This is a genomic window from Microcoleus sp. C2D2, assembly GCF_036702495.1.
GTDB lineage: Bacteria > Cyanobacteriota > Cyanobacteriia > Cyanobacteriales > Microcoleaceae > Microcoleus.
Genome location: NZ_JAUBTO010000104.1, coordinates 1 through 23,742 on the forward strand (window position 1 = coordinate 1; position 23,742 = coordinate 23,742).

Annotated in this window: 18 protein-coding genes and 1 pseudogene; 7 read left to right on the forward strand and 12 right to left on the reverse strand. The window is 44.4% G+C overall.

Translation table 11 applies throughout. The features are described from left to right. The first annotated feature begins 141 nt into the window (after positions 1–141). The 4 genes from murI (at position 142) to QUB61_RS26685 (ending at position 2,990) form a co-directional block, all read left to right on the forward strand. The gene (gene murI, locus QUB61_RS26670; protein WP_333128461.1) at positions 142–981 is read left to right on the forward strand and encodes a glutamate racemase; all 840 of its coding nucleotides are present in this window, start codon (positions 142–144) and stop codon (positions 979–981) included. Between the two features lie 313 nt (positions 982–1,294). After that, positions 1,295–1,849: an NYN domain-containing protein gene (locus QUB61_RS26675; RefSeq protein WP_333128458.1), complete on the forward strand. Its 555-nt coding sequence runs from the start codon at positions 1,295–1,297 to the stop codon at positions 1,847–1,849. 582 nt (positions 1,850–2,431) lie between these two features. Next, positions 2,432–2,662: a DUF433 domain-containing protein gene (locus tag QUB61_RS26680; RefSeq protein ID WP_333128455.1), complete on the forward strand. Its 231-nt coding sequence runs from the start codon at positions 2,432–2,434 to the stop codon at positions 2,660–2,662. Between the two features lie 43 nt (positions 2,663–2,705). After that, positions 2,706–2,990 carry a DUF5615 family PIN-like protein gene (locus tag QUB61_RS26685; RefSeq protein WP_445300218.1) on the forward strand — a complete coding sequence of 95 codons (285 nt, stop codon included), beginning with the start codon at positions 2,706–2,708 and terminating at the stop codon, positions 2,988–2,990. 17 nt (positions 2,991–3,007) lie between these two features. Here QUB61_RS26685 and QUB61_RS26690 read toward each other — a convergent pair whose 3' ends face one another. The 4 genes and pseudogenes from QUB61_RS26690 to QUB61_RS26705 form a co-directional block, all read right to left on the reverse strand. Beyond that, positions 3,008–3,256: a DUF4926 domain-containing protein gene (locus tag QUB61_RS26690; protein ID WP_333128451.1), complete on the reverse strand. Its 249-nt coding sequence runs from the start codon at positions 3,254–3,256 to the stop codon at positions 3,008–3,010. 18 nt (positions 3,257–3,274) lie between these two features. Beyond that, positions 3,275–3,475, reverse strand: coding sequence for a DUF6883 domain-containing protein (locus tag QUB61_RS26695; RefSeq protein ID WP_333128449.1), 201 nt, complete (start codon positions 3,473–3,475; stop codon positions 3,275–3,277). An 8-nt stretch (positions 3,476–3,483) separates the two neighbouring features. After that, positions 3,484–5,277: an ATP-binding protein gene (locus QUB61_RS26700; RefSeq protein WP_333128447.1), complete on the reverse strand. Its 1,794-nt coding sequence runs from the start codon at positions 5,275–5,277 to the stop codon at positions 3,484–3,486. A gap of 81 nt (positions 5,278–5,358) precedes the next feature. Further along, positions 5,359–5,580, reverse strand: a pseudogene (locus tag QUB61_RS26705) (glycosyl transferase); the annotation flags it as partial. Positions 5,581–6,069: 489 nt separating this feature from the next. Here QUB61_RS26705 and QUB61_RS26710 point away from each other — a divergent pair. Next, entirely contained in the window at positions 6,070–11,958 is a 5,889-nt protein-coding gene (locus tag QUB61_RS26710; RefSeq protein WP_333128445.1) for an AAA family ATPase, read from the forward strand. Positions 11,959–12,202: 244 nt separating this feature from the next. On the opposite strand, the gene QUB61_RS26715 is transcribed toward QUB61_RS26710, so the two are convergent. The 3 genes from QUB61_RS26715 to QUB61_RS26725 all read right to left on the reverse strand — a co-directional run bounded on the left by QUB61_RS26715 (position 12,203) and on the right by QUB61_RS26725 (position 17,546). Next, positions 12,203–13,408 carry a glycosyltransferase family 2 protein gene (locus QUB61_RS26715; RefSeq protein ID WP_333128443.1) on the reverse strand — a complete coding sequence of 402 codons (1,206 nt, stop codon included), beginning with the start codon at positions 13,406–13,408 and terminating at the stop codon, positions 12,203–12,205. A gap of 585 nt (positions 13,409–13,993) precedes the next feature. Then, a complete protein-coding gene (locus tag QUB61_RS26720) occupies positions 13,994–15,688 on the reverse strand; it encodes a polysaccharide biosynthesis protein (protein WP_333128440.1) in 1,695 nt (564 codons plus the stop codon). A gap of 574 nt (positions 15,689–16,262) precedes the next feature. Then, a complete protein-coding gene (locus QUB61_RS26725; RefSeq protein ID WP_333128437.1) occupies positions 16,263–17,546 on the reverse strand; it encodes a PilT/PilU family type 4a pilus ATPase in 1,284 nt (427 codons plus the stop codon). Positions 17,547–17,828: 282 nt separating this feature from the next. Here QUB61_RS26725 and QUB61_RS26730 point away from each other — a divergent pair, with 282 nt between their 5' ends. Continuing rightward, on the forward strand, positions 17,829–18,998 hold the full coding sequence (locus QUB61_RS26730; protein ID WP_333128434.1) for a DUF58 domain-containing protein: 1,170 nt from the start codon (positions 17,829–17,831) through the stop codon (positions 18,996–18,998). Between the two features lie 624 nt (positions 18,999–19,622). Continuing rightward, positions 19,623–20,078: a TerB family tellurite resistance protein gene (locus QUB61_RS26735; protein WP_333190197.1), complete on the forward strand. Its 456-nt coding sequence runs from the start codon at positions 19,623–19,625 to the stop codon at positions 20,076–20,078. Positions 20,079–20,105: 27 nt separating this feature from the next. Here the strand turns inward: QUB61_RS26735 and QUB61_RS26740 are convergent, their stop codons facing one another. From QUB61_RS26740 to minE, 5 genes are all read right to left on the reverse strand, one after another. After that, on the reverse strand, positions 20,106–20,807 hold the full coding sequence (locus tag QUB61_RS26740; protein WP_333128430.1) for a matrixin family metalloprotease: 702 nt from the start codon (positions 20,805–20,807) through the stop codon (positions 20,106–20,108). A gap of 335 nt (positions 20,808–21,142) precedes the next feature. Next, entirely contained in the window at positions 21,143–21,745 is a 603-nt protein-coding gene (locus QUB61_RS26745; RefSeq protein ID WP_333128428.1) for a TerD family protein, read from the reverse strand. Between the two features lie 12 nt (positions 21,746–21,757). Beyond that, a complete protein-coding gene (locus QUB61_RS26750) occupies positions 21,758–22,333 on the reverse strand; it encodes a TerD family protein (RefSeq protein ID WP_333128425.1) in 576 nt (191 codons plus the stop codon). 290 nt (positions 22,334–22,623) lie between these two features. After that, a complete protein-coding gene (locus QUB61_RS26755) occupies positions 22,624–22,746 on the reverse strand; it encodes a hypothetical protein (RefSeq protein WP_333128423.1) in 123 nt (40 codons plus the stop codon). 204 nt (positions 22,747–22,950) lie between these two features. Then, complete coding sequence (gene minE / locus QUB61_RS26760; RefSeq protein ID WP_333128420.1) at positions 22,951–23,322, reverse strand: cell division topological specificity factor MinE; 372 nt, start codon at positions 23,320–23,322, stop codon at positions 22,951–22,953. Positions 23,323–23,742: the final 420 nt, after the last annotated feature.

Genomic DNA, 23,742 nt, shown 5'->3' on the forward strand with positions numbered 1-23,742 from the left:
GATGACTAATGACTGATGACTAATGACTGATGACTAATGACTAATGACTGATGACTAATGACTAATGACTGATGACTAATGACTAATGACTGATGACTAATGACTATTGACAATTGACAACCGACTATTGACAATTAACAAATGACAACAGACTCTGGACAAAAAAGAATCGGTATTTTTGACAGCGGCGTGGGCGGTTTGACGGTTTTGACCCAGTTGTACCGACAATTGCCCAACGAATCGATACTTTATTTTGGAGATACGGCGAGGCTGCCTTACGGCACTCGCGCGCCGTCGGAAATTGTGCAGTTTGTGCGCGAAATTATGGTCTGGCTGGTGGAACAGGATGTGAAAATGGTGATTATGGCCTGCAACACCAGTTCTGCTTTGGCGATGGAGATGGTGCAGGCTGAGTTTGATATTCCGGTGTTGGGAGTAATTCTGCCGGGGGCGCAGGCTGCGGTGCAGCAAGGCAAGCGGATCGGAGTCATCGCAACTCCTGCTACGGCTGCTAGCAATGCTTATCGAAATGCGATTTTGGAGATGGACGATTCTTGCCTGGTGTGGCAGGTTAGCTGTCCGGCTTTTGTGCCGCTGGTCGAGCAAAACCGGATTTACGACCCTTACACTTGTGAGGTCGCTCGGGAATATTTGGCTCCTTTGATTCAGCAGCGCATCGATACGCTGATTTACGGCTGCACTCATTATCCGCTGTTGGCTCCTGTGCTGCGCTCGCTTTTGCCCGCTGGGGTGACCTCGATCGATCCTGCGGTGCGGGTGGTCGCTGCTGCTGCCAGAGAGTTGGAGCTTTTGGGGCTGCGGAATGCTGGTACTGCGCTGCCGACTCGTTTTTGCGTGAGCGGCCAGGAGCAGCAGTTTGCCCAGTTGTCGGTGCAGTGGCTCGGTTGTACTCCTGCTGTTGAGAAAATATCCCTGCCGACAGTTGTACGATCGCCCGTATCCCTGCAATCTGCCGAATAAGCCCCAAAATTTTCGGGCTTGAAAAATCGAACAACTCTTACCCCCCAAAACCCCAGGCGCCTAGGGATTTGGGGGGTTAAGTTTTTGCGGCCATTATCTTGCCGAAAGCCGCGGCTCACCCGTTTCTCCGAAAAATCCTCGGTGCCGGCGGCGATATCTCCACGCAGAAACCGGGTTTCTGACTCCGCGCGATCGAGTGCTGCCGCGATCGAACCTAGCAATTACACATCAATCTGTAATAAAATGCAACAAAAGCTTTGATGAACAATGCAAATAATGTCCTGTATGTGCTGGAGCTATTCAGCCTTGAACCATGTCAACCTATGTATCGCAAGCAGTTTTACTTGTAGACGGCTATAACATAATTGGACTTTGGCCTCAACTCCGAGAGAAGCGCGATCGCGACGAACTCGAAACAGCTCGCCGCGAGTTAATAGAGGTTTTAGTTAACTACAGCGCTGTTCAAGATTTTGAGGCTCGGCTGGTGTTTGACGCGCACTATCGAGATACTCCCAGCGTTAAAGAAATTATTACTAAAAATTTATCCGTGCACTACACTGACTTCGGTCAGACAGCAGATACTTATATTGAAAAATCTTGTGCTAGTTTGCGCTACGAGTTGCGATCGGTCAAAGGCAAAGGCCGCATGATTGTCGCCACCTCAGACCGAGCGCAACAATTGACCGTAGTCGGCTACGGTGCCGAATGGATGTCCGCCGAACAACTAGCGGCTGACGTAGAAGCCACCGCCCGCCGCAGCGAGCGCCAGCACAAATCCCGCAAACACAATTCCAGTCGCTTTCTCGCCAGTTCCCTCGATCCAGAATCCCAGAAGCGCCTCGCCAAGTTGAGAATGGGGCTGCATTAGCTGCACAAACCCGGCGGCGGTATGACAAAAAAAAAGTTTATCAAAGGCCTTGCCAAATCGAGTAAGTTCAGCTATTGTTAGTAAATGTGGGTAACAAAAACCCCCAATCCTCGGTAGCTCAGTGGCAGAGCGGTCGGCTGTAATGAATGCAAGCCTTTGGCATCAACCAAAAGCCCTAGTGACATAGCAGCTCTATCCGGTAACGGGTACTGAAAAATCGGGTGAATTCAAGGAAACCGCAGCACTTCGGGTGGCGGCAATCTTGAGCCAAGTCTGGCGAAAGGCAGCGGTTGCGATCGCAAGTAGCCGGAAAGGTGCAGAGACTAGAGATGAGGAGCCTAACCAATAAATCTCACAGCGCCCGACATCCGACGACAGATCGCAAACATGATTTGTAGGGATGATGAAATAGTCCGCCCCCTTCGGAAACGTTGGGATAAGTGTAACCGATTGGTCGTAGGTTCAAATCCTACCCGGGGAGTTAGTAAAAGTCTGAAGTTGGAATTTTCCAGCTTCAGATTTTTTGTTTTTATTTTCAGATATGTTTTTCTATAATGTAGATGCAAACACTTTACCTGTATCATGAGCTATCGCGACATCATCACCATAGAGCCGGATAAGCGTGGTGGCAAGCCCTGTATTCGTCGGATGCGGATTACGGTTTACGACGTTCTTGGCTGGCTGGCTTCTGGAATGTCTATGACTGAGATTATTGACGACTTCCCAGAACTGACAGAAACAGACATTAGAGCCTGTCTAGAGTTTGTGGCCGATCGCGATCGTCGTTTAGTTGCTTCGGTGAGTGCCGCTTGAAACTACTATTCGATCAAATCTGAGCCGAAAATTAGTTACTCAGTTGGCTGATATTTTCCCTAACCCTAGTCATGTTCAGTTGCAGGGGCTAGCAGAGAAAACAGATACAGAAATCTGGGATTTTGCTAAGTTGAACGATTTCTGTATTGTGACTCAAGATGGAGACTTTACGGAAAGAAGTCGGCTGTATAGTTCTCCACCGAAAGTAGTGTGGTTAAGATGTGGAAACGCACCCACCAATCAAGTTGAAACTCTGATCCGCTCTGGACAAGAAGCGATTCAAGAGCTTTTAAGTAATTTTAGCATTCACTGCTTAGAGCTTCATTGATTCAAGAGTAGTCCTGCTTACGCTGTAACTATCTCAGGCTTGATATCAGGTGATGCTGGCTCGAAGTGCAACACCATGATTTTCTCTCTTGGCAGTCCGAGAGATTCATAAGTGCGTCCGTTGCGATCGCTAAATTCAACCTCAAACGCTGCACCATCAGCCAACAGTTCAACCACTGTCCCAACTTGTCCGCGCCGCAGGTTGTATTCAGGAAGGTCAACAGTTAAGGCAACAACATCTAGTAATTTGACTGTATTCTTTGCCACTCTTATCACCTCCAGGCACTACAGAGGGTAGCAGGTTGTTAATCTCGGAATCTCTGAATCATGCTCAATAATCCAGTTACTCCGAAGGGTTGGACTTCTATTTTGCCATTGAATCGAGAAATCTAGTATGTAGCGTTGTCCGAACTCATCTCGCCTTCCTAACTGAGCTTCGTAAAGTTTGAATGACTTCAAGCAAAAGCTGGCACAATTCCTCAGCATTGTCAGATCTACTCAAGTTTAGGAATGTATTTTCTCACCGAAATAATTCTTCCTCCAAATTGAGTTTGATCAAAATCTTTAATTGCTTTTTGAACAGCTTCTGAGTCATAGAAGTAGACAAAACCAAACCTATATTCTTTAACAATTCCTGCTTTCGGTTCGGGCAATCCAACTTTTTGAACTTTCCCACATTCTTCAAAACATCTTCTAACTTCATCTTCATTGGTAGAATATGGAAGGTTCTTAACAAAGACGCACAAATTTGACTCTAAGGTACTCATTTTTTTAGGAATTTCAACCTTGAATCTAGGTACGACTGATTTATCAATGCCTTTATTCTTCGCTTCTTTGTTAGCTGATAGATTAGTCCTAAGTTGTTTCAAAATTCCAGCATTACGTAATCCAGTAACTTCGCGATCATACGCATTTCGATCGTCAGTGTTCATTGCTGCGTATATGTCTTGCTGTGATAATTCACTACCATTGATGCCACAAACGACAATTTTCTTCTGAAGTGTTGTCAAATCAAATTGTTTAAAGACGGACAACCATCGTTCTTGCTGATCTGTAAAGACAGACTTATTATTTAGTGTAACCACAAATGAATTTAAGTCGGAACTAAGCTTAGGCTTTTCAAGTTCATTTTCTTCCATTGATTCAAATATGCGTTTCATGCCTTCTCCAAGTTCTCGCATGAACTTATGCTCACGTAAAACTTGTGAAATAAAAGCATTTCTTGATTCGTGCGCCCCCTTCAATTCATTTAAGTCTTTAACAGATATGGTAGAGAGTAAGGAGCCAGGACTTTTTATTTCTATTCTATTATCAAAAATAAAGACATCGATGCCACTTTGAAGACTATAATCTCTATGAGCAATCGCATTGACTAAAGCTTCACGGCACGCCTGTTCAGGATAAATGTATCTTTGCTCAAACCTTGCTCCTGTGCCAAACTCAGTCTTGTAAGCGAGAAAGAATCTAAGCTCTTCCCAAGATTTCAGCAAAAGATCAAAAATATTACCCGTAATTGTTTTCTCTGAAGACACATTATAATTTTCTCCAGACTTGAGTTGGGTTCCAGCTACCTTCAAAATTCTCACCTGCGAACGCGGGTGCCATTTCTGAATATCTTTGGCAAAAAGTAGTAGAGCAGCCATGCGTAATCGTAGACCGCTCATTGAATATTCAGCAATGCCAATTTGTTGAAGATATCTCTCAACACTAAGGCCTCTTAAATAATTACTCGTTAAAGACTTAACAAAAGTAATATCTAAATCGTTTACTGTCGCGCCATCAACAAAGGAGCGATCAAATTCTCGAGATCTTATTTCCTGGCGGTCAAATTGTATTTTTTGAACTGTTTCAGGAACAGTGCTTTTATCTTTACGCCTAACACATCTTCCATCAGGCAATTGAAAAATCTCAGTAGTTCCTTTTAAGACAGAAAAGAAAAGTATTGTTTGCTCTTCAACTTCTAATTTTGTTGCGTAAGTGATCGGCAACTCAGAGTCTTGATGAACGTGAGTTTTGTGCGCTTCTAGCATTAACCTAACTTCTTCTGGGGTATGTGGGACACCACTTACAGTGCCATCATCTTCTACACCAATCAGTAACTCTCCACCATCAGCGTTTGCAAAAGCAACTAAAGCTTCGCCTATGTTTCCACAAATTTTCTTGACTGGTCTTGGCTTTTTATTGCCATCAGGTCCCTCAAGAGCCGACTTAAATTCCCGAAAATGACTTTCACCTAGTGCGATGGTATTAGTGATCCGGTCTCTCAGAAGCAAAGTATCATCTGTCATGGTGCAATTTAACCCATTGTTCAAACTTAATTTTAGATTGATTTTTTATTTTTAATCAATACTCCGGACAGTTTTTTGGGCAGCGACATCCAAACTCATCTGTATATCTTCAACAATATTGCCGCTAGCTAGAGAAACCGATCGAATTATCGACCAGGGAAAAGCCAGGCCGATTCCTGTTAGTAACGATGGGAATCCTAACTGTTTTAATCCGCTGGGACGGACTAAGTTTTTCACGAGAAATGCTAAAGCAGAAATGGAATCTTTCGGAGTAGGATTGGGGGGCTGTTCCATGTCATACACCTGATAATGAAAATATGCTACCAAGCTGATCACTTTCCACTTGCGATCAGAATCATGCTTGTTTATGATCCACATCATATTAAATTGTGTTCTCGATCGCCTAAACCTGCGTTTTCAAGGTCAGGGCGTCCCATTCGTTCTTAGTGACAAGGCTCAAACATCGAGCTAAACCTTGAATTCATAAGGATTTGTCGCTCATGTTTGCCCTCAACCTCACAGAATTTGTTACACTATGGCAATCTACTCGGTCAGGTGCCAGACCGTACATCATTACGTCGCAGCTCAAATCAGAGGTTCTGCTGTCCGCCCATCTAGACGCTCTCAACTTTTAGGTATCCTGCATCTACACAATCTACGAGTAATTAACTATACCTAAAAGTATAAAAAATTAGAGTTCTTACCAAAAATACTTACGTACAGCCGGCTCGCGCCCTTGTCAAAATCAAGCGCGATTATAGCTATCTAACACTTCGTCTGAGAATAAAAGCAATGAATACACTTCCCGGTTACAAAATAACAGAAGTTGTTCAACTTGGTGTAAAGTCCATCATTTATCGCGCAGTCAGGGAATCCGATGGAGCGTCAGTCATCATTAAAACACTCCAGAGCGAGTATCCCACAATAGAACAAATTACCCGCTTGAGACATGAATACAAAATTAGCTTAAATCTCAAAATTAAAGGCATTATCAAACCCTATAGCTTAGAAAAATATACAAACAGTTTCGCTCTGATCTTAGAAGACTGCGGCGGTCAATCTCTCAGCCACTATCTCGCGGGTAAAAGTATGAAACTTCAGAAATTTTTGCCGCTGGCTATTCAAGTGGCTCAAACTCTCGGAGAATTGCATAAAAACCAGATTATTCATAAAGACATAAAACCCTCAAATATTATCATTACACCAGATTTTGACCAACTCAAAATTACCGATTTTAGCATAGCGACCCGCCTATCGAGAGAGGTTCACCAAAATAGCAATACCACTGTGTTAGAAGGCACTCTAGCCTATATATCCCCAGAGCAAACTGGGAGAATGAACCGCGACCTGGACTACCGAACTGACTTATACTCTCTAGGCATCACCTTTTATGAAATGCTGACAGGAGAGTTGCCCTTTAACTCCACCGATCCCTTAGAATTAATTCACAGCCACATTGCAGTGACACCAGTTTCTCCCCATCAGCGAAACAACCAAGTCCCCCAGATTGTTTCAACAATTGTCATGAAACTATTAGCTAAAAACGCAGAAGACCGATATCAAAGCGCCTTTGGAGTAAAAGCCGACCTAGAAAATTGTCTAACTCAGCTTCTAACTACTGGCAAAATAGAAAATTTCATTCCGGGAACCCTTGATAAATCAGGTCAATTTTTGATTCCCCAAAAACTCTACGGTCGCACACAAGAAGTCGCTCATTTGATGGCATCATTCGAGCGAGTCAGCTTTGGGAAAACAGAGATGGTGTTGGTAAGCGGTTACTCAGGCATCGGTAAAACCTCAGTTGTCAATGAAATCCACAAACCAATTGTCAGGCAGCGGGGTTATTTTATTGCTGGCAAGTTTGACCAATTTAAGCGGGATATTCCTTATGCTGCAATAACTCAAGCCTTTGAATCATTAATGCAGCAGTTATTAACAAAAAGCTCAGAAGAGTTGGCAATTTGGAACGAAAAGCTCTTGTCGCGGCTAGGTCAAAACAGTCAAATTATTATTGATGTTGTCCCTTCTCTCGGACTAATAATTGGTTCGCAGCCTGCTGTTCCACAATTGGAACCGACCGAATCTCAAAATCGCTTTAATCGATTTTTTAAAGAATTCTTAAATGTGTTTGCCCAAGCCGAACACCCCCTAGTTCTATTTATAGATGATTTGCAGTGGGCAGATTTAGCTTCCTTAAAATTGATTCAGGAACTGGTTACCGACTTGGATACCAGATATTTTTTAGTGATAGGAGCCTATCGAAATAACCAAGTCAATGCGAATCATCCCTTGGTTCAAACTGTAGAAAAAATTCAACAGACGGGTGCTGCGGTGCATAACATTATCCTCCCCTGTTTAGAATTGAGTAGCGTCATGCAGCTAGTGCGCGATACTTTGGGTAATGAAACCAAAAATTTCAATTCCCTGGCAGAATTGGTTTTTAATAAGAGTGGCGGAAATCCATTTTTTCTAACTCAACTTCTCTCCACTATTCACTCAGAAAAACTGTTATCTTTTGATTTTTCTGTGGGTTCGTGGCAGTGGGACATCACGAAAATTGAAGCTGCTGGCATTGCAGATTTCAGTGTCGTTGAATTAGTTGCTCGGAATCTTCAACAACTACCGGATCAGACGCAGCAAGTATTAAAATTAGCTGCTTGTATGGGCAACCATTTTAATTTAGACAATTTGGCAATTGTTACGGAAAAAACAGGCTCAGAAACAGCGATTGATTTATGGGATGCGCTTCAAGCGGGTTTAATTCTGCCAATGAGCGATGCTTACAAAATCCCCCTGGTTGAGGAAATCGACTCCGGGCAGCCAGAGTATGGGGATGGAGTTGCGAGTCGCCCTCAATACGCAATATCTTACAGGTTTTTGCACGATCGCGTCCAGCAAGCCGCCTATTCTCTCATCCCTGACTCCCAGAAAAAACAAACACACTTAAAAATCGGCTTCCTGCTGCTGAATTCAACTCCGGCATCGGAAATAGCAGAAAATATCTTTGATATTGTCAACCAACTCAATATAGGGGTGGAATTCATCACAAATCAAGAAAAGCGAAATGAACTAGCTAGCTATAATCTTATAGCTGGTAAGAAAGCTAAGAGTTCTGCCGCCTATGAAGCAGCGCTCAAATATTTTAATGTAGGTCTAGAACTTCTACCCGATGTAGCTTGGGAGACTCACTATGATTTAATCCTGGAACTCCATACCGAAGCGCTGGAATTGTCCTATATAAATACCGAGTTTGAGCGAGCGTTACAGCTATCAGAGGTTATTATAGCCCGCGCCAAAACTTTGCTCGAAAAAGTTAAGGTTTATGACCTAAAAGTTATTTTTTACTTTAATCAAAATCAATGCCAAGCTTCCATAGATATAGGTCTAGAAGCTTTGAAACTGCTGGGAGTCGATGTTCCTAAAAAACCCAATAAATTAAATTTTTTCATGTGGCTAATACGGACAAAATTAGCTGTGGGAAACAAACGGATTGAGGATTTAGCTGAGTTGCCACCAATGACTGATGCTAATAAAATTGCGGCTCTACGGATTTTAACGAATATGGGTCCGGCTGCTTTTGTAGTAGCGCCCGATATGTTCCCACTGCTCGTATTTAAAATGGTTACTCTGTCTCTTAAATACGGGAATGCGCCGCTGTCTAGTGTCGGGTATGCACACTATGCTACGATCCACTGTGCAGTGTTAGGAGATATGGATTCTGGATACCGATACGGTCAAATAGCTCAGGCACTTTTAGAGAGATTTCAGACAAACTTGTATAACTCTCTAATCTCACTAATTTTTAATGCTTTTATCGGTCACTGGTCTGAGCCGGTCAGGGAAAGTCTTATCGGTTTCCTTGAGGGTATTCAGAGCGGACTAGAAACGGGAGATGTCAACAATGCTTGTTATTGTGCTAGTGTTTATAGCAATTATATATTTTTGAGTGGCGAACCTCTGGAGTCTGTGGAGACTAAGCAGAGTCAATATATTCAAATGTTGGTGAATTATAAGAGTGAATTTATGATGGAGAAAGCCAAAGTGGGGGCGCAATTTGTCTTAAATTTACGAGGTAAAACAGACAATCCTTGCCTATTAAGGGGCGAAAAGTTTAATGAAGAAACTATGCTGCCAGCATTAAGGGAGGGTAAAAATAATCTGGTAATATTTGTAGTATATTTGTGTAAATCATGGCTAAATTATCTATTTAAAGATTATGCTAAATCGGCTGAAGATGCCAGGACAGCCTCAAATTACTCTGAGGCTGCAATGGGCCTGATGTATGTTCCCATCCACAATTTTTACTATTCCCTCGCGCTATTAGCTTTGTATCCTGCAGCTTCAGGAAGTGAACAGAAAAAATATTTGAAAAAAGTTGCTTCGCTTCAAAAAAAAATGAAGCATTGGGGTTTGAGATCTCCGGGAAATTATCAGCACAAATATGACTTAGTAGAGGCCGAGAAAGCGCGAGTATTGGGACAATATGAAAAAGCTGCTCTGTATTACGATCGAGCGGTGACAGGAGCCTCGAAGAATGAATACATCCACGAAGAAGCGCTAGCAAATGAACGGGCGGCAGAATTTTATCTGGCTTGCGGTCGAAACAAAGTGGCTCAGAGTTATCTGATAGATGCTTACTACGGCTATATTCACTGGGGAGCAACCGCCAAGGTCAAACATTTGGAGTTAGAGTATCCGATGGCTTTACCCCCTGCCTCGGCGGCAAAATATGGTGGCGATCCAACTATTACTAGCACTAATTATACCACGATCGGCAGTCACAGCAATTTATTAGATTTGACAACTGTTGTGAAAGCGTCTCAAGCGTTAGCTAGCGAAATTGTGCTGGATAAGTTGTTAGAAAAGTTAATGAAAATGGTGATTGAGAATGCAGGGGCGCAAAAAGGTTTCCTCCTGATGCCCAAGGAAGGAAAATTGCTGATTAAAGCAGCGGCCTCGGTGGAATCTTGGGATGTTGCTGTTGAGCAATGCCCGAGAGTATCTCCTGCAGAGGTTTTGCCAATAACGGTGATTAATTATGTTGAAAAAACGCACTCAGATGTAGTTTTAAGTCAGGCTGCTAGGCAAGGTCTATTTACAGATGACCCATATATTAAAAGGCAGCAAGTGAAATCGGCGCTTTGTACTCCTATTCTGAATCAAAGCAAACTCCTAGGCATCCTTTATCTGGAAAACAATTTAACTACTGAAGCGTTTTCTCCCACTAGGTTGGAGGTTTTGAAAATCCTTTCTTCCCAAGCGGCTATCTCTCTAGAAAATGCGGTACTTGTGGCTAATTTGTCGGAGGCTAAGGAACAGTTGGAGGATTATTCGCGGACGCTGGAGGTGAGAGTTGAAGAGCGCACGCAGGAATTAAAGATTAAAGAAGCTAAGCTGCAAGAAGCTCAAAAACTGGCGCAGCTCGGCAACTGGGAATTTGATTTGGAGGGGTATAAATTAACTTGGTCTGAGGAAGTATTCCGAATTTTTGGTCTTGACCCTAAACTACCAGAACCCACTATTTTAGAACACAGGAAGCAAATTCATCCAGATGACCTACAGTTGTGGTTAGAGCGAGTAGAGGAGATGAGTCAGTTAGGAAATCCTCGCGAGTATGAGATGAGAATTTTGCGCCCTGATGGAGCTGTCAGATATATTTATGTTAAGGCGCAAGCTATTTTTGATGGCGGTAAGGTGATTAAGTTATTTGGGACGATACAGGACATTACGGATCGCAAGTTAGCGGAGGATGCTTTGCGACAGTCGGAGAGGCAATTGAGAGAAAAAGCGACACAATTGGAAGTTACTGTGTCCGAATTACGCTCGACGCAGACTCAACTAATTCAAACTGAAAAAATGTCTTCTTTGGGGCTGTTGGTGGCGGGGGTTGCACACGAAATTAATAATCCGATTAATTTCATCTATGGCAATGTCATGCACGCTAGCGAATATAGCTCGGATTTGCTGGGATTGATTAAACTTTACCAGGATTCTTACCCGGAGGCTACTCCTGAGATTGTTGCTACAACAGAAGATATTGAACTCGCTTTTATTCAAGAAGATTTACCGAAAATCCTGCACTCTATGCAGGTTGGGGTCGATCGCGTTCGCAATATTGTGCTGTCGCTGCGGAATTTCTCACGGCTTGATGAAGCCGAGATGAAACCAGTGGATATTCACTCCGGGATTGATTCGACTCTGCTAATTTTGCAGCACAGGTTGAAAAAGGATCCACTCGGACATGGCATTGAAGTAGTTAAAGAGTACGGTGAACTGCCGAAGGTAAATTGTTATGCTTCTGGGTTAAATCAGGTGTTTATGAATATTTTGAGCAATGCGATCGATGCAGTAGAGTTAAGAGTGGGGCTGGAGGAGATAACTGCTAGACTCGAAAATCCTTTATCTTACAGATTTGAGCGAAAGATTGTGATTCGGACTGAGGTATGCAACAAAAACTGGGTGAGAATTTCTATTGCTAACAGCGGCGCCGGTATGACTGAGGAAGTGCGATCGAGGGTATTTGACCCTTTCTTTACTACAAAAGCTGTGGGTAAAGGAACGGGTTTGGGGTTGAGTATCAGTTATCAGATTGTAGTTGAGAAACACGGCGGGAAGCTGATGTGCATTTCGGCACCGGGCCAAGGGGCGGAGTTTGTGATAGAAATTCCGGTGCATCGGTGAACTTTTTTTAACTTTTTATATCGATTCCGGTTGCACCGGAATGATGGGAGTGGGGAGTGGGGAGTCGGGAGTCGGGGAATGTGGAATTATTGACCTTGACTTTATCATTCCCATGCAACCGGAAACGATATTATATAAAAGTTTTTAACTGCAGATGAACGCAGATGAACGCAGAGAAAATTCTATCTGCGTTCATCTGTGTTTATCTGCTGATATCTGCGGTTAAACAATCTCAATCTAAATATTAAACATCGCGTTCTGTCCGCACCCATTTGGTTTGCCGCTTCAAGATAAAACCCAGATACAAAGGGATTTTCCAAAGGATGTAAAAAGGTATAGATAAAAGAGTTGAGCCCGAAATATCGGCACGCCCGAATTTGGACCAAGCGCCGATAATTGAAACTAAAATCAGCAGTCCTTGTACTGCTAAAAAGACGGCGGGAATCGGGGATGTTCCAAAGGTTGCTGCTAGTAGGGAGGCGGCAAAAGCAGCTACCCAGATAGCGACTAAAAGCGATAGCGGAGGGACTGACAAGTCGAGGGCGATCGCCAATAAGTCAAAACGTTTTTGCTGGACAGAAGCTGTAGCCAGCCGCGGAGTTTGAGTTAGCAAGGTCTGCAAGTGACCGTGTTCCCATCTAGTTCTTTGACTTTTAGCTGCTTGCTGCTGCTGCGGCAAACACCCTGTGACTTTGGCTTCGGGGCAGAATACGGTTGGATGTCCGGCGATCGCCAAATCCAAACTCATTTGCATATCTTCAACAATATTGCTGCTGGCTAGAGAAACCGATCGAATTATCGACCAGGGAAAAGCCATGCCAGTTCCTGTTAGTAATGATGGGAATCCTAACTGTTTTAATCCGCTGGGACGGACTAAGTTTTTCACGAGAAATGCTAAAGCAGAAATGGAATCTTTCGGAGTAGGATTGGGCGGCTGTTCCATGAGATAAGTTGCTTGCACTGGTCGTTGGGAAGCAAGTGCAGCACGGGCTAATTTTTCTATAGAGTCTGGCTGACAAATGCAGTCTGCGTCAACCATGATGACTACTTCTGGGGGATCTGATTCGAGCGACTGCAAGCCGAAATCCAGTGCGTATCCTTTGCCCTTGCGTTGTGTGTCTTGGCGCTCGATCGCACTTGCACCGCAGTTGCGGGCGATTTCTGCCGTGGCGTCCGTGCAGTTGTCAGCAACCACTAACAGGCGGTCTTGAGGTGTTAGCTGCGGCAATATGGTGGAGATGGTGGCGGCAATTCCTGCTGCTTCGTTGTAGGCGGGAATTAAAACTGCTACTTTGGGGCGGGGCGCTTTAGTTTCCGCTGTGGGGCGGAAGCCGGACAAGAAAGCTGCACTGCATTCTAGAAATAGAACTGTAATGGGAATTAGAAGGATCAGGGCGATCGCCAATAGCACAACATCAATCAATAGGAACAGTAGCTGATTAATTTCCACAATTCTCGTACCTTAATTTAATTTAATTTGTTGCGTTCATTGAGTTCATTTATTTAATCTAATTGCACCTTTGTTAACTCAGTGCGCAACGCTATCTAAAGTATCATCATATAGCCTTTCTCAGTAACATGAGGTGCTCTCGCGGCCTCCGTGGGCATAGGGCATAGGGCATAGGCCTCCGTGGGCATAGGCATCGGACTCGCCCCCATACCTCACCACGCTTGAGAACCGCTATATCATGCCCGGAAAAAATAACCGTTATAACGTTTGTAGTGATGGCTTAAGTTCTCATAAAACTACTAGGACTGCCGTCCTTACTACAAATTAATTTGATGGCGGTTGTGCTATCGCAAATAATATCATATTATGTCGATTCTGACAAGGTTAAGTAAATCCATTTAATTAAACCTCAAACAGACCCAGAATTGAGAAACCCGGTTTCTCAATTCTGTTTTTAAGATGACTTACGCAAAAAATGGTTTAACCCGGTACTTATACCGATAAGGTGCGCACGGAGCACCCTGCATAATTAGGTTCTGGGTCCAGCGCTGCTCAATCAACTAACAACTTGGTCGATGTGCCGGCTCATTCACCCCCTGTGGGTTGCCAGTCAGGAAGCAATCTCCTTTCCTCAAAACTATGTTCAAGCTGCGCTGCATCGCCTACAGCAACAGGTTGAGATTGTTTGGGGTTCAAATGTGCGGGGGGTACAACTTCTCTGAGATATCTCGACATCGATCGCAAATATCCGATTTCTGCTTGAATACAATCCAGGGTAGAAAGACTCTCAACTAAGTCATCCAATTCATCAGCAGTAACTCCAGCACTGTTCAATACTTCTTGGTTAAGCCTCCCGTAAATTCCTTGCAGGAGGAGTTCGATAATCTCGCTGTAGTCAGCGATTTCCGTTCCGTAACCTTGCAATTTCTTCGGATTGAGCCCCCACCGCAAAATCTTCAACAAGTCTTGGGGGGAACTCCACGCAAAAGAGGAAGCAATCACTTCTTTTTCCGCTGGGACAAGAGCGTGCTTGATTTGCACTTCCGGGAAATCTGGATCGATGATTAAGCTTTCCAGGTTCGACACTTGTTTATCTAACACGCGCAAAGAAAAAGGAGCTAATTCTACACTCACCATGTCGCCAGCATCGTTAACACTTCTAAAAGGAGCTTCCAAAACATTAATTAGGAGGTGAATGTCTGTAGGTTTTTTCCAGTCAAACTGTCCCAGGAAAAACGGTTCTTCGTATCCCGGCAAAAGTCCTTGAAAATAAATCGGCAAATTTTTGCCTGATTCTTGAATTTTATAAACAGCTACTTCCAAGGTTTCTGTCGGCCACCCGAGATTACTCACGGCGACAAATTTCAGTTTTCCGGGAACGGACACAACCAGCGAATTCAGCAATAAATGTACGGCTTCGACCCGATTTTGAGCGGTTACGTAGCGGTGGGGAGCGTGAACGTTGACAGTTTTACCTTGCTGTACTTTTTTGGACATTTGCTCGCAGAACAAGCTATTTTCCAACAGATGAGTAAAGCGAACCATCCCGTAAGTGACATCTCCTTCTTGAGCTGCTTTGGCAAATTGCCATTCGGCAAACTTTTTGGAGGCGGCGTAAACTTCTGTTGTAAAATATCGAGATGCTTTGCCTGTGGAAGAGAAGATGCAGTTTTCTACGCCGTATTCTTCGCACAGTTGGATGATGTGTTTACATCCTAACAGGCTGGTTGTAACTGTGTCTCGGATTTTGATTTCAGCTAGTCCGGGTTGGCGTTGGGCTGCTAGGTGAAAAACAATTTCTGGTTTTTCTACCTCAAATATGTGTTTCAGCGCCTCGAAGTTGCGAATGTCGGCTGCATAGAAAGTTACTGCACCTTCTCTGGTAAAAAGCGGCAGATTTTCTTCGGGGTTGTGAGCTCGGGCGTTGTCTGCAGAAATGATTTTAGTTGCGCCTAAATCGAGGAGTTTTTTGATTGAGAAACTGCCGACACATCCTTCTCCACCGGTGATGAGGATGGTTTTTCCTTTGATTTTGCTGCTGCAGGCAGATGCGTATAGGTGAATTGTGCGATCGCGCACGTCGCTAAATGGTTCGCTTTCTAATTGTCCGTCGGCTTGATAGGCCCAGATTAGCTGTGCGGTGAGAGTTTGTAAGGCCGCTAGGATTTCAGGATCTTGCGGTTCCGGGGAACCCGGGGGAACTAGCTGCTGGATGCGATCGATTATTTCTGCTTTGCTGGCATCTTCAAACACTTCTGAGGATTTAAATGCACTCTTCACTTTTTGGACTCCTTTAAATTCTCTAAAACCGTTGCTGAGCGGCGAGTTGTTAAACAGATTTTCGAGGAACAGAAGCTGTAAAAGTCTGCTGGGTTTTAGGATTGTTTAGACTGAAAGCCACTTAATGGGAAAGACAGGCGATCGGCTCTGCTACTAATTGCTTGTTGTATTAAGCCTACTTGTACTTTTATGATTAAGCGCTTTTTTTACCTGCTTACTTTTGCGACCGGCAAAGGCGGAACGTTCTCTGTCCTAAATTGGTCACTCTAACTATAAACTTAAGTTGCTGACTGTAGGCCATACTCAGAACATATCTTTACTATTGCCTTGTAATTACCTGTGAGTTTTCACGCTCTTTTAAGGTTAATGTAAAGTAGCGCCGCCGTTTTAAAAACTTAACAATATACTTGACATTTATTAGATTATTTTACCAGATTAATCTGTATTATTTGATACTAACTCCCTTTAATTTTCTAGTAAAAATACGCCGAACAGCGTCCAATATTTCGGTCTGCTGAAAAGATTGCTAATTGATGGGTGGGGTAGTGCTGTGGCTACCCCTGTATGTGAGCTGCTAACGGGCGCGAACGGTGCGTTCTTTTTTGCTGCCTTCAAAGTCGCGAGCCGACGACGAAGCATCGTAGCCTCCGGTACGCAAGCGACGGTCTAAATCGCTGGCTTCGGGAGAAGTTTTTGCCGCTTCTTCGAGAGCCACTCTGCCTTCAAGCACCAGTTTGTAAAGACCCTGGTTGATAATCTGCATTCCTTCGTAGGTGTCAGTTTCCATTAACCGGAAAGCTTCATCATCAGCACCTTTCATCAAGTAATCGTGCATGGCAGGTGTATTCACCAAAATATCGTGTACTGCTACCCGACGGTTGTCAACTGTTGGGAGCAAAAGTTGGGCAACTACAGCTACTAAAGTATCGCAAATTTGAATCCGCATCGCCTGTTGTTCCTCGGGCGGGTAGAGGTTCAACAATCGGTTAATAGCGTTAATGGCGCTGCGAGTGTGGAGAGTTCCCAATACTAAGTGACCGGTTTGAGCTGCTTGCAACGCTGTATTGATGGTAACGCGATCGCGCATTTCCCCGATCAAAATTACATCTGGATCTTCCCGCAAAACTGCCCGCAAAGCCTGCTGGAACTCGTGGGTATGCAAGCCGACTTCCCGCTGGCTGACCAAGCATTTTTTAGAAGGGTGAATGAATTCGATCGGGTCTTCAATTGTAACTACGTGCTTTTGCTCCATCTGATTGAGGTGGTCGATCATCGCAGCTACTGTTGTTGATTTTCCCGAACCGGTAGGCCCGGTAACCAATATTAATCCCTGCGATCGCAAAATGATATTTTTGAGAACTTCTGGCAACTTCAAGGAATCGATAGTAGGTATTTCCAAACTGATCAACCGCAATACTAGGGCACCGCCGCTGAGGGACTCAAAACAGTTTAGCCGACACCGCACGAAGCCGGGGTAAAAAATTGCTGAATCTAATTCCTTGTTAGTTGCAAACTGTTTTCGCTGTTCGGGGGTGAGAATTTCGGCTAGGTAATGTTCAAAAATTTCTGGCGTTACTTTGGGGTGGTTAGTTGCTACTTGCATCGCGCCCCGAATCCGAAATCGAGGTACTTGGCCGACTCGAATGTGAATGTCGGAAGCTCCTGCGCTATGGGCATCTCTGACCATTTGTTGGATCGTGCTGACGGGTGTCTCGACAGGCCGGTGTTGGGCAGCGGGGGGCGCACTCGGCGCGGGCGCACTCGGCGCGGGTGTTGCAGCCAAGGGCGGGGGCGGGGGCGGCGAGCGGCGGGCTTGAGCGTCTGGTCGAAGCGGTGTAGGATTGTTTGATGGGTTCATTTTTTTGTCTCCAGTCAGTCTATTTTAGATTTTAGATTTTAGATTTTAGATTTACTCCACAGATTAATCTGGGAGCAGGAACTAGAGTCTAAAATTTGGGTATCGACCCTGACTGAGTGTCGGGGGCTTGTATCCGTTTTTGGGTGGGGTCAATGTAGATTTATTGCGAAAAAATGCCCGATTTCTAATCTAATCTCTCTCCGCTAATTCGGTGCTAAATGCTGAGAATATTTTACAATTAGACTTGATAGGGCGATCGAGTAATTAACAATTTCAACTCCTATGAACATCGGTCACAAAATTGCCGACTGGCTCGAAAATCGCGCTGTCGCCCCCGCCTACGCGGGTTGGCTGCTCTCGGGGATGACGGTTTTCTTTTTTGGGTCTGCGACTAATACCATGTCTGGGTGGCTGTACGCGCTCAGCGGTGGGAGTTTGGCGCTGTTGGGAGTAGCGGCGGTTTTGCCGGGAAAATCGCTCCGTTCCTTGGAAGTCCGTCGCCGGACGATCGAACCGGTGAGTGCGGGCGATCGAATCACCGTCGAACTTGAAATCGAAAATCGCGCCCGCGAACCAAAGACTTTGTTGCAAGTGGTAGACATCTTGCCGTTTGTATTGGGACAAGCGATCGTCCGCCCGATCGAAGTCATAGGCCCTAACAGTATATACAGGGATACATACTATCTAGAAGTCCGGCAGCGCGGCGTCTATCGGTGGCAAGAGGTAAACTTGAGGACGGCGGCGCCTTTAGGGTTGTTTTGGTGCCGGCGCAGCCGCCGAGTCAAAGCTGTGGCGGTTGTCTATCCACAGGTTTTGCCGTTGAGCACTTGCCCGATTATCGATCGCATCGGTCAAGAAGACAGCCCGCAATTTTACAATCGCAGCCGATCGCAAACTGCTACCGAAGGCCTCACCCGCAACCTGAGACCTTACCGCCACGGAGACCCCACTCGCCTGATTCACTGGCGCACCAGCGCCCGCTACGGAGAACTGCGGGTGAGAGAGTTAGAAGTTGCAGCCGGCGGTCAAGAAATTATTATTGCTCTCGACAGCGCTGCGGCGTGGCAGCCAGAAGAATTTGAACGAGCCGTGACAGTAGCTGCGTCTCTTTACTTCTATGCTAGCAAGCGCCTGTTAAACGTCAAACTTTGGACTGCCGGGACTGGACTCGTCTCGGGAAACCGGGTAGTTTTGGAAACTTTAGCGGCGGTTAATGCTGGGGAAGATGCGGTTGAGAATCGGCCGAAACTGCCGATAATTTGGCTTACTCAAAACTCTGCAACTTTAAGCACTCTTTCCCTAGGCAGCCGCTGGGTACTCTGGCCGTTGGCAACTGCTGAAACAGGCGAGAAAATGTTAGTCAAACATGAGTTACCCGGTTTAGAAATTCGCTCCGGCAGACCCTTAGAACTCCAGTTACAAGATCCTCTGGAAAGAGCGGTTAGTTATTAAGATTGACTTGATCTTGTTTTAGGTATCATATCATGCTGTAAAATACCCGCTATAGGTTTGTACTGAGGAATGCAAGTCCGAGGGAGCTTTGTGAGGACATGCATTCCTCATTACAAACACTTTTATTGTAGTCGTTCCAGTGGAAACGATACCACAAGCTGTTCCCCATTTAAATCACATATTTGGGGCGCGTACTCTTAGCCCGGCCACAATATTTTAATTGTAGAGAGATATAGCAACCGCTTTCGTCGGTTAGGACATAGATGGGAAGTGGTTCAATGTGCTAATTCAATGACCCTATAGCAATCCTTGCAGGAGTCATAAATTTTTTACCCCACCCCAGCCCTCCCCGAAGCCGCGGTCCGGGAGTAAGAAATTCACAAATGATTTAGGATTGCTATAGTTCCCTGCTGGTAGCAACGAATATTTATCAGTCGGCTACAAATTAGCCCAGAAATAATTTATTAATCTAAAATCTCAAAAAACATGATAAACTACAGGAGTGTAATCGATCGACTTGAGGGTCTTACAGGGCCTGACAATTGCTTGGCAAGTTAAGATCGGCTTAGATTACTCTGACTCCGGTCACAAACATCATATCTCATTCACCAAACAGGAGAAAAAATGAGTTTCTGGGAGAAATTAAAGCAGAACGTATCACAAATGAATGATTCTCTGCAAACCAATATTTCCAAGTTTAAAAATAATGATTTTGCTGATGCCTCAATGGCAATATGTGCATTGATTGCTGCTGCTGATGGCACTATCAATACCGCTGAAAGACAAAAAACGGCGGCTCTAATAATTTCAAATGAAACACTCAAAATTTTTCCGGCGTCGGAGTTGAAGCAAAAATTTGATTTTTATTGTGAGAAGCTATCACAAGACTTCGATTTTGGTAGAATTGAGGCTATCCAAGCCATAGCAAAACTTAATAAAAAACTAGACCAAGGTCGTGCAGTCATCCAAATTGGCATTATTATTGGTGGTGCCGATGGTGATTTTGACAAAGATGAAAAGAAGGTTGTCAAAGAAGCTTGCCATGCTGTGGGCATTAATCCTGGGGAATTCGATCTCTAAATTCAGCTATTTTATGGTTCTAGCCAATCAATTATTCAAGGCTTTATATCTGCGAATAGCATTGTTCATTGAGTTTATTTGCTCTGCATGAAATGAGGGAGGCATTAAGCTATGAACAGTATGAACGAGTCCATTGTGCATGACATCGGTCGGAAGTGCAGAATGATCGAGTCCTAGTGTATGTCCTATTTCATGGGCAATGGTATTTGCAATTAAGTTAGATAGTTGATTGAGACTAAGGCTGGCATTGTAAGAAGCATAGAATACTTGATCGATCCGAATAATCGCCCGGTCTGTAACCATTCCCGACTTGAAGCTAGCCACGCCGAGATAGTCAACCGGCTGGCTGTCCACAAATATATAAACATGGGTAAAATCTTCGCCCCACTCTTTGGGATCGGGGGGATCGGAGGTCAAAAATACCTTGATGCTTCTAAATGCGCCGTAGAGTTTGGAGAAAGCGTCCATCAGTAGGGAAAAGATCGCTTCTTTATTTTCGGGTGCGACATCCATTCCTGATACATCTACCCAAATACAACGGCGAAAATCGCTATCATTATCAATTAGAACTTTTCCACAGGAAGGGCAAAACTCCCACTGAGGCTGGATACGGGAACGACAGCCGTGACAGCGGAGTTTGGGGGTTCTAGTCAGGTTTAGCCGTTGAGAGAGGGGGAGTTTTAGCTTGCGATTGTGTTTGGTGAAGTCTAGGCGATCGTACAGAGACATTGACTGATTGTAGGAATTTTTTATCGTAAAATAAGGTATTTTTCATCAATTATTTGGCCTGCCGCGTTTAACATAAATACAGAAGCATCAACATCGTAGCTATGTCCAACCAGATTCACCTCGCTACTTGCGCCATCGCTACCTGCTTTAAATTTGGAGCTGCTTTAGAAACGTTTAACCTTTCACCATTGCTTAATTGAATTCCCATTCTAGCTGTTTCCCTTTAATGTAAGTTCGGCTGATTTGTTTAGGAATTTTAACAAAAAAAGGTCTTCATCATTGTAGCCCCCTTCGGATTCCAGCAAGTAGGGAGCATCTAGGTATTGAGTGAGTGGTTAAGCATAGGTTTTCACAAGTTCTTCTAATCCATTAACCTTAACACCGTTACCGAGGGCTGCCATTTTCCACTCATCATTATGCTTGTAGATTTCTGCCATGAGCATCCCCGTCATGCCTTTGTATTCAGAACCTGATAGGTTGTATTTTGCAAGTTCTTGATTATTAGACTGATTAACCAAACGCACAAACGCATTTTTAACTTGTCCGAAGTCTTGCTTGCGTGCAATGCAATCGTAAATGTTAACTGTAAAAACCAGTTTTACAATTTGCGGGGGAATCCGAGATAAATCGACAACAATTTGCTCATCATCCCCCTCTCCGGCCCCTGTGAGATTATCACCTAGATGCGTAATAGCTCCTGAACGGTGGGAGAGATTGCCATAATAAACGACATTGGCCCTATCATTCAGTTTGGCATTTTGATCTAAACAAATCACTGAGGCATCCAGGTCGTAATCTGGAGCACTGCTAAAAGCCCCAAACAAACCCCCACCTGAGCGTTTCGCCACATCCCAGCCTAATCCGCAGATCAGTTTTGTTAGCCCTGGCGCTTCTTTGGAAAGCGAGATGCGCTGTCCTTTTTGTAGGTTAATTCCCATGTGTTTTACCTTTTAGCTATAGCGATCGAGTAATGCTTGTAAACCACCTTGATAACCTGATCCCACTGCATTGAGACGCCACTCGCCGTCTTTCCGGTAGAGTTCAGCCATGATCAGTGCTGTCTCTATGGAATAATCTTCTACAAGGTCATAGCGAACAGCTTCCTGTTGTGTTTGGGCATTAACGAGCCGCACGAAGGCATTTTGCACCTGACCAAAATTTTGATGGCGTTGCTGTGCTTCATGGATGGTTACAGTTACAAGAATTTTTTGGACATCATTAGGCACTTTTTTGAGGTTGATTTTGATAATTTCATCATCCCCCTCGCCGGCCCCCGTGAGATTATCTCCCATGTGCTGCACTGATTTGTCGGGATCTGGACTTGTGAGATTGTTATAAAAAATGAAGTGGTTGTCAGAAATTAATTTTTCGTTAGCACCTAAGAGGAACAAGGATGAGTCTAGGTCAAAGTCAGAACCCGTGTCTGTAGCTTTAACGTCCCATCCCAGTCCTATGAATACTTCTGAGAGACCGGGTGAAATTTTCTCAAGCGATACCCGTTGTCCTTTGGTCAGAGATACAGCCATGATTCAATCTTCCTCTTTATTAGAAGTGGTTGTGGAGGGAGGCGCGGACTTGAAAACTTTTTTAAGTTTTTGCTGGAAATAGTTGTAGAGTTTTAAATCTTAAATAATAAGAATATTAGCTAACTGTGCAGATGTCAATAGGAATTACAACTCTTAATTATTTTTTGGGTCTGAGTACAAAGCAATTATGCCCGGCATCGCACAGTTGTGTAATCTCAGCTTGAGTTATTGTGCTTGTGTATTTTGACAAACTCTCGGAACTTTGCTGTGTTTTGTGATGCAAGTGACCATTACCAGGCAGTTTCCACAAGGCTCTCCGCTTGGAAGTCTCCTGTGTTGCAATAACATCGACTTGTGGCGTCGATGGTGTTGCGACGGATTCCCAACTCTTGAGCGGCTTCGATTTTCTTCATGCCATTTAACTCGATCGCTGGGATGACCTGATGAAGGAGGTATAAATGTACGGTTTGGCCCCCAAAGTCGGCGCGACCGATCGGCAAAACTGGCGACTAATTGTAGTCTATTTTCTAAACGACGAAAGCGGTTGCTATAGTTTAATTTAAATGCCGATCGGCTCGAATTGAACTCTTTGCCTGACAATAAAAGCTCAATCCCTATCACTCTGTAGTGTCGGGGAGAGTTTCGACTACATACTCCGGTACATATTCGGGTCGATTCTCGGGCCGATTCTGGGGCAAATTCTCGGGCAAATTCCTCGGTGGATGTTCGGCCCGGACTCGCCGGATCGGGAGATTTGCAATCAGTGCTGTGGCCCGCTGGTCGCTCTCCAGCGAGAACTCAGACCCGGTGGTATCGATTTCCACGTAGCGAGATACCACCTCTAGAATTTCTCGGCGCATCGACTCAACCATTTCTGGGCTGAGTTCTGAGCGATCGTGGGCTAGAACCAGTTTGAGGCGACGTTTTACCTCGTCGCGGCTGTTGTCAGGGGTGCGCGGGAACAGTCGTTCGAGAAGTGTATGTATCATGGGTCGGGCGGGTTTGTCAAGGGTTAGGCATAGAACAGGTCATACGATTTTCGATTTTCGATTTTCGATTTTCGATTGAGGAATTACTTATTCCCTAAGGGTTTAGAGTTGACATACAGTTTCATTTTTTTGGGGAAGTGGTATCACAGGAGGAAAATCTCGGCTAGTTTCTGTGATGCAGTCCCTTTCGATTTTCGATTTTCGATTTTCGATTTTCGATTTTCGATTTTCGATTGGGGAATTACTTATTCCCTAAGGGTTTGGAGTTGACATACAGTTTCATTTTTTTGGGGAAGTGGTATCAGGGGAGGAAAATCTCGGCTAGTTTCTGTGATGCAGTCCCTTTCGATTTTCGATTTTCGATTTTCGATTTTCGATTGGGGAATTACTTATTCCCTAAGGGTTTGGAGTTGACATACA

Coding starts and splice junctions, on each gene's coding strand:
- QUB61_RS26700 (WP_333128447.1), bottom strand. CDS start 5,277: ATGACAGATGATACTTTGCTTCTGAGAGACCGGATCACTAATACCATC.
- QUB61_RS26750 (WP_333128425.1), bottom strand. CDS start 22,333: ATGGCTGTATCTCTGACCAAAGGACAACGGGTATCGCTTGAGAAAATT.
- QUB61_RS26680 (WP_333128455.1), top strand. CDS start 2,432: ATGAGCTATCGCGACATCATCACCATAGAGCCGGATAAGCGTGGTGGC.
- minE (WP_333128420.1), bottom strand. CDS start 23,322: ATGATACATACACTTCTCGAACGACTGTTCCCGCGCACCCCTGACAAC.
- QUB61_RS26710 (WP_333128445.1), top strand. CDS start 6,070: ATGAATACACTTCCCGGTTACAAAATAACAGAAGTTGTTCAACTTGGT.
- QUB61_RS26725 (WP_333128437.1), bottom strand. CDS start 17,546: ATGAACCCATCAAACAATCCTACACCGCTTCGACCAGACGCTCAAGCC.
- QUB61_RS26695 (WP_333128449.1), bottom strand. CDS start 3,475: ATGCTGAGGAATTGTGCCAGCTTTTGCTTGAAGTCATTCAAACTTTAC.
- QUB61_RS26745 (WP_333128428.1), bottom strand. CDS start 21,745: ATGGGAATTAACCTACAAAAAGGACAGCGCATCTCGCTTTCCAAAGAA.
- murI (WP_333128461.1), top strand. CDS start 142: ATGACAACAGACTCTGGACAAAAAAGAATCGGTATTTTTGACAGCGGC.
- QUB61_RS26730 (WP_333128434.1), top strand. CDS start 17,829: ATGAACATCGGTCACAAAATTGCCGACTGGCTCGAAAATCGCGCTGTC.
- QUB61_RS26675 (WP_333128458.1), top strand. CDS start 1,295: ATGTCAACCTATGTATCGCAAGCAGTTTTACTTGTAGACGGCTATAAC.
- QUB61_RS26755 (WP_333128423.1), bottom strand. CDS start 22,746: ATGAAGAAAATCGAAGCCGCTCAAGAGTTGGGAATCCGTCGCAACACC.
- QUB61_RS26735 (WP_333190197.1), top strand. CDS start 19,623: ATGAGTTTCTGGGAGAAATTAAAGCAGAACGTATCACAAATGAATGAT.
- QUB61_RS26740 (WP_333128430.1), bottom strand. CDS start 20,807: ATGTCTCTGTACGATCGCCTAGACTTCACCAAACACAATCGCAAGCTA.